Raw genomic sequence first — 13,682 nt, 5'->3', positions numbered from 1 at the left:
CCGCGTCCCCGTGTCCCCGCGTCCCCGCGTCCCCGCGTCCCCGTGTCCCCGCGTCCCCGTGTCCCCGTGTCTCCGTGTCTCCGTGTCTCCGTGTCCCCGTGTCCCCGTGTCCCCGCGTCTCAGCGTCCCCGCGTCCCCGCGTCCCCGCGTCCCCGCGTCCCCGTGTCCCCGCGTCTCCGCGTCCCCGTGTCCCCGCGTCCCCGTGTCTCCGCGTCCCCGTCTCCCTGTGTCTATCGAGAATTCAACAGCCCTGCTTTTCTGAAGATGCCTATTGGTAAAAAAATTGTAAAGATTGTACCTTTAGCGACTGTAGAATCACAAGTAATTGTACCACCATGTTTTTCTGTAATAATTTGATAAGCGATCGCCATCCCTAAACCTGTTCCCTTACCCACTCTTTTAGTCGTAAACCCTTGTTCAAAAATTCGTTCTTTGGTCTCTGGTTTCATCCCACAACCATTGTCTTCAATCTTAATCTGTATTTGATTTTCATCAATTATTGAAGTGTTAATCTGAATGCGATTCGGGTTTACCTCAATCTCAGCATAAGTTTTGCCCTCATTTGCTTCATCAAAAGCATCAATAGCATTAGCCAAAATATTCATAAACACTTGATTCAACTGACCAGGAAAACATTCCACTTGTGGAATATCTCCATAGTTTTTGACAATATCAATTGCCGGACGTTGCTGATTAGCCTTAGTGCGGTGTTTGAGAATTAGCAGAGTGCTATCAATACCCTCATGGATATTAAATACTGTTTTATGCTCTCGATCTTTGCGAGCAAATGTGCGTAGACTATTACTAATATTACGAATCCGCTCTACCGCTAAATTCATTGATTCCAATAATTTTGGTAAATCTTCTCGAATAAATTCGAGTTCAAATTCTTCGATTTCATCTTGAATTTGTGAATCATGACTTAGAAATTTTGCTAGTAAAAAGTCTATTAAATTTAGTAAATCTTGGGAATAGTCTTTGGCAGGTTTAATATTGCCTTCCAAAAAGCCTATGGGATTATTAATTTCATGGGCAACTCCCGCCATTAAGTTGCCTAAAGCTGACATCTTTTCACTTTGAACTATTTGTAGTTGTGCTTTTTGTAAATCTCGCAATGCTTGTTGTGCTTGTTCATAGAGTTGGGCATTTTCTAGAGCAATAGCAGCTTGAGCGCAGAGAAATTTAATTATTGTATGCCGTTCGGTGGTAAAAACTCCTTTGGTGGTGGGATGCTCCAAGTAAAGAATAGCAACTAAATTACCTTGATGCAAAAGTGGCACACACAAGACACTTTGGGGTTGATATTGGAGTAAGTACCCTTCGAGGATGCCAGAAATTTCAGTTTTGGCTTCATCAATGAGTACAACGGACTGTATATTTTTCACATATTGAATTAAGCGAGTGGGAACTAGACTGTCTGTAGTTAGAGGTTGTGAGTGGATATCAGTCTCTATTGTACCATCTGTTGTCAGTTGTGCTATTGCCCTTAGGTACCATTTGTCAGATTCGGGAATGAGTAAAACGGCTTTTTGTGCCCCGGCATTAGTGAGAATAATTTGTAGAATGTTGCTGAGTAGTGGCTCTAGCTCTATGATACTGGAGATAGCTTGAGCTGCTTGTAAGATTGAAGCCAAATCTAAGGCATTAGATAATTCTATGGTGGTAGTTTGAGTCTGGGTTTTTGAGATCTGTGTTTGCGTAACTCGCTCAATACTATCAAGAGGATTCAATTGTACCTGTTGCTGTTGCAGGATAGGGGTTAGTAGTTGAGGGTATTTGGCTTCTAGTTGGTTAATCTTAGCTTTAGCTCCCCACCGAGCATAACAATAATAAGCTTCTTGCATATAGCCTGCAGCTACTTTCTCTTTTCCCCAGTCTAGGTAAAATTTAGCTGCCAGTTCGTTAGCCAATGCTTCTTCTTGGAGATATTCGTTTTCTTTGGCTCCATCTATGGCGCGATCGTACAGTTCGATCGCTTCAAATCGTTCTCCTAAAACTCGGTGACGTTCTGCTGCTACTAAATCTACTTTATGTCGAGCATTCATTGGAGCATTATTTGCCCAGTATTGCATTTTGTTCTGATTATTTTCAACCTTTTCGAGTATACTTTTCTGCACAGATGTGTCTGTATCACCATAATTAGCTAACTGAGTTAGAGAATCATAGAAATTCCACACATACTCAACCAAACAACCAGCTACTCCATCCAAATAAGATTCAGCTAGTGCAGCATTTTCCACTGCTTGGGGAATATTATCGAATAAATAGCAAAGAATCAATTTATTCAGATAAACATAATGTAGCATCATGCGATCGTTAGCAGCAATTTTTAACGGGACAGACTCAGTTTCATTATAGGCTGTTCCTATTAGTTCCCATGGAATTTCCGACTCTCCCAACAAATTGAGAACCGCTTGTTCAAAAGCCTGATTCCAGGCCAGGAGGTTTTCTTGTTTCATGGTAGCAAGAGCATGACTTGCGCTTGCCATTTCTTGTTTAACGGCAGAGAGGTTATAACCCATTAAATAAAGGTAGTGAGAGCGGCATACGATTGATGCCCCTGCAAATTGGAAGTTCCCAATCTCAAGTCCAGCTTGGTAAGCCTTAAGTAATAGTGGAATGGCTTCCTTAACATGAGTCGAATAGTGGATGATACCACCCCCTGTAGCATAAGTACCAGCAACACCATCACCTGTTTGGTGGTTTAAATCTAATTGGCAAGCCAGTTTTCCATATTCCTGAGCAGAGGCAAAGTCCTGTAATGCCAAAATACAAACTATGCCATAGTCGCCATAAGTAAGTGCGGATTGGGGGGTGTTTCCATATTGAATCAATAATTGCATGAGCTTACAAACCACCCAAGGGAAAAGACTGGGCTTAACTTGATAACAGGTAGTTAGTAAACTTGCTAGAATTCTTACTTTGGCCAACTGCTTACCATCCTCCATCAGAGGCAAATTAGCTAGATCGGCAATAGCTTTACCTTCCATCCCTTGGGAAATAGCAGCAATTTCCACCTGCAAATCCTGGGGATGTGGTGATTCAGGGACTTCAATCCCTAATAAACCTAAGAAATCTATACCTATATTTAGTGCTGATAACTGTTGATTTTGAGCCATCTCAGCCTGGATTTTAATTTCATTGACTTTCACCAGATCGAGCAAGTCTTGCCCGCGTTCGATAACTTGCTCAACTATGGTTTCCATCAATTCAAAATCACCAGTTAAATAAGCTGCTTCTGCATAATTTTCATGTAACTTCAAGGCTAATGGATAATTCCTTTGCCAACTTTCTACATTCAGTAAAGATATAGCAGTTTGAAAATATTGCAATGCTGCTCCATAAGCTGCCGAACCTTTGGCTTTTTCTCCTGACTTTAAATTCAGTTGAATCAAATTCTCTTTTTCTGTAGGATCGGCAATTAATTCTATCCCCTGATTCCAGTGATTAACAATCGTAAAAATATTGGTATCCTGTTCTTCTGGAGACAGGTTTTGTGAGAGTAACCGTCCGATTTGTAAATGAGTAGCTTGTTTTCGCCCTTCAGGAATCAGAGAATAAGCTGCCTGTTGCACCCGATCATGCAAGAAACGATAATTTACTGATATATTTTCTTGACTTTTATCCTGCTGTAACTCTCCTTGGAAAAATTTATAGGTGTCAGTTTGGGGAATCACAAACCCTTCCTGCAACCCTCGCCACAAATTCCCTGCTACTTCATCTTGAGTTTGCTCACACACAACTGCTAAGATAGCTAAGTCAAATTGATTTCCAATACAAGCAGCGAGTTTCATTACATTTTGATTAGCTTCTGGCAGTTTCTGCAACCTTCCTACCATAAACTCCACCACATCATCTGTTAATGCTAACTGTCGCACCTCTGACAGATCGCACTGCCAATAACCTGCTTCCATATTAAAAGTAATACACCCGTCTTCATGCAACCCTTTCAAGAATTGGGTGCTAAAAAACGGATTGCCCTTCGTTTTCTGATACACTAACTGGGATAATGGTGCTGCTAGTTCTGTTGTACATAGTAATGTTTCCGCTACTAAACGAGTAATATCATTCTCGCTCAAAGCTCCTAGAGTTAGAGTTTCAATATTGGCATCGTTTTTCTTAATTTCATCCAATGTCAACATTAACAGATGAGATGGAAACACCTCATTATCCCGATATGCTCCTAACACCAATAAATAACCAACTTCTGACTCATCCATCAACAACTTCAGCAAGTTTAACGATGCTGAGTCTGCCCATTGTAGATCATCCAGGAAAATTACTAAAGGATGTTCTTTTGTGGTGAATACCCGCAGGAATTTACTAAACAATAAATTAAAACGATTTTGGGCAGCACTTCCTGATAGTTCTGGCACTGCTGGTTGAGTACCAATAATTATTTCTACTTCCGGTACTACATCAATAATTACTTGCCCGTTTTCTCCCACCGCATCCAGAATTTTCCCTTTCCATATAGCTAGTTCCCTATCTGACTCTCCTAGCAATTGTCCCATCAAGTCTCGGAAAGCTTGTACAAATGCACTGAAAGGAATGTTGCGATTGAACTGGTCAAATTTGCCTTTAATGAAGTACCCTCTTTGCTTAACTATAGGTTTATGCACTTCATTAACCACCGCTGTTTTCCCAATTCCCGAAAACCCTGCGACTAATATCATTTCTGTTGCTCCTTCAGCAACAAAGCCGAACCCATCTAGGAGTTTTTGCACTTCAGTTTCTCGTCCGTAGAGTTTTTCAGGGGTCATGAAGCGATCGCACAAGTCTCTTTTACCTAGCTCAAAGGACTTAATCTCTCCTTGGGTTTGTAATTGTTGTAAACATTGCTCTAAATCATATTTGATACCCAAAGCACTCTGATAACGCTCTTCCGCATTTTTCGCCATTAATTTCAGTACAATACCAACTAGGTTGGTTGGTAGTTTACAGTCTGGAGTCGGGGGTGTTTTGGCAATATGACAATGGACTAATTCCATTGGATCGCTGCTTTCAAAGGGTAACTTTCCTGTTAGCAGTTCAAAGAATGTTACACCCAGAGAATAGAAATCTGTACGATAGTCAATTCCTCGGTTCATTCGTCCCGTTTGCTCTGGGGAAATGTAGGCTAGAGTTCCTTCCAGAACGTTGGGACTAATCAGTTGTTGTTGTTCTTTCGGTAGTAAAGTAGAGATACTAAAGTCTATCAGTTGGACTTGCTTGGTTTCCAGATGTATAAGAATATTACTGGGTTTAATGTCTTTGTGGATGATGCGCTGTTGGTTCAGATAGTGTAAAGCTTCACTCAGTTGAATAGCGATGGTGAGGAATGCCGTTAGAGAAAGATCAGATTGCTGCCAGTAGTCTGAAAGGGCGATCGCCTCGTTATCAGGCATCACGAGGGCATAGCCATTTTTGTAGTATTCAAGGGCCAGAGGCTGAACAATTCTTGGGTGTTGGAGGTGACGAGTGATGATGTATTGGTTGCGGAAGCTAACTAATTCATTAAAGTTGGGGTTAGGGTTGCGTAGGACTTTGATAATCACGGGTTGGGAGTCACTACTGCGCTCACCACGATATACCAGGGTGCGTGTGCCTTGGTAAAGATTTTTGTTCAGCTTGTAGCCGGGAAGATTGTTGATAATGGTATTTTTCATAGTTGACTGATTTGATTTGAGTAGGTTTCAAGTTTTGGCCAAGATTTTAATTGCGAATGATATCATGTCCGTTGGTATCGTTTGTGTATATAGCGCTGTGCGCAGCTCATCTGGCAACAGGCAACAGGCAACAGGGAGAATAAAAGGCTAATAATATCAGGACTTACGCATGGACGCTATTGGTAGGGTGTGTTAGCGCTAGCGTAACTGAGCATCACTCTATATATAGTACCTTTGCATAATATCATGTCCGGTTGAACAGTTATAAATAAACTATGAAGGAGTCAGGAGTCAGGAGTCAGGAGTCAGGAGGGAAGAAAGAAGAAGAAGGAGAAAGTTTTTTTATCACTAATTATCCGGACATGATATAAGTCCTGAATATAAGACTTTTAGCTATTGGACATCTCCTGTAATTTGTAAATATGCCAGCGCACATTGCTATAAAGTTGGGGAAATATCTAGCGCCATATAAGGTTTTTCCTTCTCTTAAAGCTTCTTCCTTCTTCCTTCTTCCTTCTTCCTTACCTTCTCTATACAATACCGATGCTACCGGACATAATATGACTGAGGGTTAAGTCGGAATATCTATCATAAATTCTGTGCCTTTTCCTGCTTGAGAAATACATTCTAACTGTCCTCCATGTTGCTCAGTGATAATTTGATAACTAATAAACAACCCTAGTCCGGTGCCTTTACCAACTGTTTTAGTAGTAAAAAAGGGGTCAAAAATTCGTTGACAAACATTTTCACTCATACCAATACCGTTGTCAGCAATTCTAATTCTTACCGTTTGCGAATCTTTCACCTCAGTCGTGATGGAAATTTGGGGACAATTCTCTGTTTCTGAGGTGGTTACAGCATCAAGTGCATTGTTCAGAATATGTAGAAATACTTGATTGAGTTGATTGGCATAACAGTTAACCCGGGGAAGTTCCCCATAGCTTTTAACGATCGCAATTTCTATACCAGAGCTATTCCTGTTGAGACGATGTTGCAAAATCATTAATGTATTATCTAATCCTTCATGGATGTTTACCTCCTTGCTTTTCGATTCGTCTAGGCGCGAGAAGTTACGCAAACCGCGAATAATTTTGCTAATTCTAGTACTTCCTGTTTCCATAGAGTTCAAAAGTTTTTCTAAGTCGTCACATAAGAACTCTAGATCAAGCTCTTCTACTTTGTCTCGTATTGCTGAACTAGGATCTGGTAAGTTCTCCTGGTAAAGCTTAAGCAGCTCTAGTAAGTCCTGGAAATATTCGCGAGCATGAGTAATATTACCTGAGATAAAGCTAATGGGATTATTAATCTCATGGGCAATTCCTGCTACCATTTGTCCTAAAGAAGACATTTTTTCAGTTTGAATCAGTTGAGCTTGGGTTTGTTGTAATTGTTTGAGGGTTTGTTGTAAATGTTGGGTTCTCTGTTCAACTGTTGCTTCTAGATCCTGGTAAAGTCTGGCATTTTCGATGGAGATGGCTGCTTGGGCTGTCAGCAGATTGAGAATTTCGAGGCTCTCTGGAGTAAAAGCTTCTGTAGTGAGGTTATTTTCTAGGTAGAGGATGCCAATTAGTTTTCCTTGGTAGAGAATGGGAGTGCAGAGAAGACTTTTAGGTTGTTGCGCGAAGAAGTAAGGATCGGCAGTGAAGGTATTGTTTTCTTCAATGTCATTCAACAATAGGATTTTTTGAGTGTGTTTGACAGTATTGATGATGCTGAGGGGTATGATGTCAGTTTCTTCTAGAGGAATAGTCGATAGATAACAAGTGTTGTTATGGCATTGAGCGACGATTTCCCAATTGTTGGAGTTGCTTAACAATAACACTCCTTTGTTTGCTCCAGCATTTTCCATTAGAATCTGCATCAATTTTGAGAGCAAGGTATCGAGTGTAATTTCTTCAGAGATGGCTCTGGAGGCTTTGAACGCAGATGCTTGATCTAGGAAAGGAGTTATAGTGAATGTATCTGAGGATTGAGTAGAGATGGAAGTGTTGTGGAAATTATGGGGTTCTTTTCTTTCTAGGATGGGAGTTAGGAGTTGGGGATATGTTGATTCGAGTTGTTTGATTTTGGCTAAAGCTCCCCAACGAGCGTAACAATAATAAGCTTCTTGCATATAGCCTACTGCAGCTTTTTCTTGACACCAGTCGAGGTAAAATTTTGCCACTAATTCATTCGCTAAGGCTTCTTCTTGGATATATTCGTTTTCTTTCGCTCCGGCAATAGCCCGTGCATAAAGTTCGATCGCTTCAGCTTTTTGTCCTAAGACTCGGCATTTTTCTGCTTCTACCAAATCAACTTTATGTTGATGATTCATGGGAGCATAATTTGCCCACTGTTGTTGTAATTGTGTTTGGTTTTGTTCAACACGCTGGAATTCTGCTGATGTTTCTTCTGCAGGTGAACTCATCTGTGCTAAAGCAACTAGAGAATCATAGAAATAAAACGCAGGTTCAGTTACTGAACCTGCACCACCCATTAAATAACGCCTACCTTCAACTGCATAGTCTTGAGCTGATTCAATTTCTCCAAATAAGTAACAAAGCATCAGCTTATAGACATAGAAGTAATACAACCCATTAGAATCATTAGCTTCGAGCAGTTGGGGCAGAAGTTCTGCTTCTTGGAGAGCCTCCCCAGACAATGTACTTGGATGTTCCACAGCTTCCAGCAAATTTAAAATTGATTGCCAATAAATTAGACACCAATTTCCTGTTATTAATTGATTCAATTGCACTAACGCATGGGAGTAAGCACGAGTCTCAGGCTCCAAAATAGCAAGAGACTGACCGCACCAAAAAGAATTAAGACAAAAACCGTGAGCACAATATCCAAGGAATTCCAGACTCCCTACTTCTAGCCCAGTTGCATACCCATCTTGCAAGAGCGGTAGCACTTCTTTGATATGATATTTGCGGTGTAAAATGAATATTCCCGCCACAGCTAATACCTCTGGTTTAACAGCTTTAGCATCCAGTTTAGAAACGACCTGAATTGCTAATTGACCAAACTTCACCCCCATATCGACATCTTGCAAAAAATTACAAGCAACGATGCCATAGGTACTATAGGCAAGAACAGAGGCTGTTGTGTTGCCATATTGAATGGAGAGTTTGACTGATAAGCTAATCAGTAAAGGAAACAAGGGAGAACCGGAGATATAAGCTGCTGGAGTGATACTATTGGCAATCTGGATAATGGCGATTTTTTCCACGTCCGTCATGATTTGTAGATTAACTAAGTCTTCAATTTCCCGGTCGCCGATCGCTCTGTTAATCTCAGCAATGCCGTCTTGAATATCATTTGGCGTAGGTGTTTGAGGAAAAGTTATATCAAACTGTTGTAAGAGTTGTTGGGCAATGGCAATAGCTTCATTGGATTTATTCTGGAAGACATTGGCTCGAATTCTAATTAGGTAAACATTAACCTTTTCCAGTAAAGAATTTGCCTGTTCGATAACTGTCTCAATGAACTGCTCCATCACATCAAACTCACCACATAGTGAAGCCAATTCTGCCGTTAAATTATGGAATTCCAGACACATTTCATATTGATGCTGCCAAGGCTTTTTGCCGAGCAAGGATAATCCAATGTTGGCATATTCACGACCTGCTTGATAGGCTGTTGCAGCTCTGGCTTTGCGACAGGCAATTAGATTGAGTTTGGATAATTCATCCCGTTCTTTTTGTTCACTAATTAAGACCGTTCCATAATTTAATTGACTAACTAGCTCAAAAATCCTATGTTCTCTTGCTTCTTTGGGGAGCTGTTGCAGCAGAAGTTGTCCGATGTGGTAATGAGTTCTTTGTTTTTCCTCTTTTATAATCAGAGCATAGGCAGCCTGTTGTACTCGGTCATGTAAAAAGCGATAACCAACTGTAACATCGTCAACATCCTTTTCCTCTTCTCCCTGGAAAAACTTATAAGTTTCACTCTGAGGAATTACAAACCCTTCTTGTAATGCTCCCCATAAATCTGTTGCCACTTTCTCTAGGGTTTTTTCACAAATTACCGCTAAGGTTTCCAAGTCAAACTGGTTACCAATGCAAGCTGCTAACTTCAGTACATTCTGAGTAGCTTCATCTAGTTTACGCAAACGCCCAACCATGAATTCTAGCACATCATCGGTGAGGGATAACTGTCGTATTTGAGTTAAATCACATTGCCAGTAACCCGCCTCTGAATCAAATGTAATCCAAGCATCTTCATGCAACCCTTTCAAAAATTGGGTTGTAAAAAATGGGTTTCCTTTAGTCTTTTGATAGACTAATTGAGACAATGGTGTAGCGTTTTCCACAGAACATTGCAGAGTATCAGCAACTAAACGAGTAATATCTACTTCCCTTAAAGCAGCTAGTGTGATGGTATTAATCTTCACTTCCTGTTTTTGAATTTCATCCAGTGTCAGCATTAATGGATGAGTAGGAAACACTTCGTTATCTCGATAAGCTCCCAATACCAGCAAATAACTTATCTCCGATTCACTCATCAACAACTGCAGCAGTTTCAACGATGCCAAATCTGCCCATTGTAAGTCGTCCAGGAAAATCACTAGAGGATGATCTTTTGTCGTAAATACGCTAATAAATTTGCCAAACAGCAAGTTAAAGCGATTCTGTGCTGCACTGCCAGACAATTCAGGAACAGGAGGTTGTTGACCAATAATATTTTCCAACTCTGGAATCACTTCAATTAGAACTTGACCGTTTTCTCCCACTGCATTGAGAATTTTTTGTTTCCAATTATCCAGTTGGGTATCACTTTCTGAGAGAAGTTGCCTCATTAAATCTCGAAAGGCTTGCACAATGGCAGAAAAGGGAATATTCCGATTGAATTGGTCAAATTTCCCTTTGATAAAATAGCCCCGTTGTCGAACTATGGGTTTATGAATTTCATTGATAACAGCAGTTTTGCCAATACCTGAAAATCCTGCTACTAACATCATTTCTACCCCACAGGATTCGACTCCCCCCTTATTAAGGGGGGTTGGGGGGGATTTTACTCCCCCCTTATTAAGGGTAGTTGGGGGGGATTCTACTTCCCCCTTATTAAGGGTAGTTGGGGGGGATTTTACTCCCCCCTTATTAAGGGTAGTTGGGGGGGATTCTTCCTTATTAAGGGGAGTTGGGGGGAATTCTACCTTGCTCAGGCGAGCATCGGAGGGGTTCGCAATACGCTCAAAAGCATCAAGCAGGGTTTGTATTTCCTGTTCCCTTCCGTAGAGTTTTTCAGGAATAATGAAGCGATCGCTCTTATCCCTCTGTCCTAATTCAAAGAATGTAATTTTCCCGACAGTTTCTAACTGTTGCAGACATCGCTCTAGATCGTGTTTCAATCCCAAGGCACTCTGATAACGATCTTCAGCATTCTTAGCCATCAATTTGAGGACTATTTCTTGCAATACTTCTGGTACTTGATTTTCTATGGGAAAACTTACTGTCTGGGCAATATGACAATGCAGCAATTCCATTGGATCATTAGACTGAAACGGTAATTTTCCGGTTAGGAGTTGAAAAAATGTTACTCCAAGGGAATAAAAGTCGGTACGGTAGTCAATTCCTCGGTTCATCCGTCCGGTTTGTTCTGGGGAAATGTAGGCTAGGGTTCCTTGTAAGACTTTAGGGTTGATGAGTTGTTGTTGTTCAGTTGGTAGTAAACTGGAAATACTGAAGTCGATGAGTTTGACTTGCTTGGTTTCGGGATGAATCAGGATGTTGCTTGGTTTGATGTCTTTGTGAATAATCCGTTGTTGACTGAGATATTGCAGAACTGACGCTAGTTGGATAGCTATGTTAAGGAAGTCTTTTTGGGAATGCTCAGAGTGCTGCCAATAGTCCGAAAGTGAGATGGCTCCATCATCAGGCATCACCAAGGCGTAAGCATTGCCGTAACGTTCTAGGGCTAGGGGTTGAACAATAGCTGGATGTTCAAGATGGTGAGTAATGATATATTGGTTACGAAATTGGACTAATTCGTTAAAGTTGGGGTGGGGATTGCGTAAGACTTTGATGATGACTGGTTGTCCTTGGGTAGTTTGGATAGCTTGATATACTAAGGTCCGGGTTCCGGCATATATTTGGTTTGTTTCTTGATAACCAGCTAAATTGAGCATTTTGATTCTCAGAAGTAAAATTAAGTAGCAAAAAGTTAATTATTTTTGCTCTTATTATACCAAATTCATTGTTTTGGCAACAGAAGTATTTTTTTATGAAGTTGATAAAGAGGGAATAGGGAATAGGGAACAGGGAACAGGGAACAGGGAGAAATAATTCAGAGATTTTGGCTTATATCATCTCCGGATAATTAGTGATGAAAAAACTTATCATAAGTGCTTCAACAGTAAATCTTTCTATTTTCCCTACTTCCCCTACTACCTTAATTATAGAACCCCTGATCGTATCTTTGAGAGCGGTATGTGCTTTTGACTTCCGTCCTCAGTCTGAGCGAGCCAGTGGAAATTCAGGAACGAGAATGGAGAAAAAGCGGATGATATAGAATCCGGGTAATTAATTATCGTAATTTGTAACACAGCCTTCTAGGCTGTAACAACCTGGAAGGTTGTGTTACAAAGTTGAATACTTATTATATGGTTGGAGGAAATGGGGAGATTGAATATTGAAGTAATTATAGAGCTATAAACATACACTGTATAACCTGATTCTATATGAGACCCCGCGTAGCCCAATAGCAAATCTGGTAGCTTCCCTTGCAGGTAGAAAAATAGTCTCATCTCCCCATTTCCTCATCTCCCCTCTCCGCGTCCCCGTGTCACCGCGTCTGGTGTGTCAAATCTTAAAAATCTCCCCATCTCCCCATCCCCCCATCTCCCCATCTCCTTCTCTATTTTTAAATAGATCCGTTTAGGGGTTCTTACAAAAGTCGCGCTCTGAGGTATGATGGATACTAGCGATAGGCGATCGCTCAATCTAAGTTAAATATTACTTTCCCAAAAAAATCAGTGACCAAAACATCAGGTCTCAACCTTTCCTTTTTAAGGGTATAATAAAGAATAAGCTTCAGTATTTCAAGCTGGATGCTTCATTTAGAGATAATGATAACTAATAACTAATAACTGAAATGAAAAATCGTAAATTTAACCGACCTAACTTTGAGAAAGCAGAAGATTTGCTGAATGATTTATTTAAAGAAGTAAAAAGGAAGGAAGGTAAATTAGCAGGAGGAGAAGCTCAAGAGTTGAGCATAGGAGCAACCGCAGTTCAAAGATTAAAAGAAACTACTGTTTCATTTGGCAATCCTCGTAGTAGATTAATTCCTCTTACTACAGAAGGTTTTGCAGCAGAGGGAATAGAATTAAATGATAAAATTAAGAAGTCAATGAAGCAGTTTGATTTCTACTCTATGGTTGTGAGTATAGCTCTAAAACCTCAACCAAGTGTTTTAATTTCAAAGTTAGAATGTCAGCTTGATTTTGGTCCTCAAGGAAAAGACGAACCAATAGTACATCGTATTATTCCAGATAGTAAATGGCAAACGGTATTAAAGACAGGAGTTAACTTGAATTTAGGACTAGATGCTAACTTAGATGTGGGAATTGGAGTTGATGCTTCTGAGTTAACAAAAATAGTTAATCTTCCTGATTATGACAAATTAAAAGCTAATGTAGGAACTAAGGGGGAATTTAAAGCATTTACTATTTTAGATATCTTAAATTATAAGTTTGGTAAGTTTACTATTCTTGCTGAAGGAAAAGATAAATCCCAGTGTTACTGGCGAATTGAAGAACCAGAAATTAAGGATAAATCTACAGTTGAATTTGACATTATTTTCAAAGTTCCTAAAGGATGGGAGTCTATTGATTTAATTGGTGATGTTTGGATTGAACCGAGTATTGATTGGCTTTTTGGTGAATTAACTGATGTAATGAAAGCTTTACCAGATCGTTTAAAAGATTTGTTTGGGAGTGAAGATAAGGCAGCTAAGAGTTTTGCAGTTGGGGTCAAAGAAAAATGGGTTGGCGAGCAACGAATTATCTTACCTAAACCATAGATTATTTATTTTTGAGCGTTGCTGAACTAA

The 13,682-nt window shown here is 40.2% G+C and carries 3 protein-coding genes; 1 reads left to right on the top strand and 2 read right to left on the bottom strand.

Features of this window, described 5'->3' with window-relative positions; genetic code table 11:
- Nucleotides 1-230: 230 nt before the first annotated feature.
- Together F6K54_RS09875 and F6K54_RS09870 are read right to left on the bottom strand one after the other, a co-directional pair.
- A complete protein-coding gene (locus F6K54_RS09875) occupies nucleotides 231-5,648 on the bottom strand; it encodes an ATP-binding sensor histidine kinase (RefSeq protein ID WP_293076963.1) in 5,418 nt (1,805 codons plus the stop codon).
- 571 nt (nucleotides 5,649-6,219) lie between these two features.
- Nucleotides 6,220-11,757 (bottom strand): ATP-binding sensor histidine kinase, encoded by a 5,538-nt coding sequence (locus F6K54_RS09870; RefSeq protein WP_293076962.1) that lies wholly within the window; start codon nucleotides 11,755-11,757, stop codon nucleotides 6,220-6,222.
- A gap of 965 nt (nucleotides 11,758-12,722) precedes the next feature.
- Here F6K54_RS09870 and F6K54_RS09865 point away from each other — a divergent pair.
- Complete coding sequence (locus F6K54_RS09865) at nucleotides 12,723-13,652, top strand: hypothetical protein (RefSeq protein WP_293076960.1); 930 nt, start codon at nucleotides 12,723-12,725, stop codon at nucleotides 13,650-13,652.
- Nucleotides 13,653-13,682: the final 30 nt, after the last annotated feature.

Source organism: Okeania sp. SIO3B5, from assembly GCF_010692555.1.
Lineage (GTDB): Bacteria > Cyanobacteriota > Cyanobacteriia > Cyanobacteriales > Microcoleaceae > Okeania.
The sequence above is the reverse complement of the archived record's forward strand: the minus strand, read 5'-3'. Positions and strand labels throughout refer to the sequence as shown.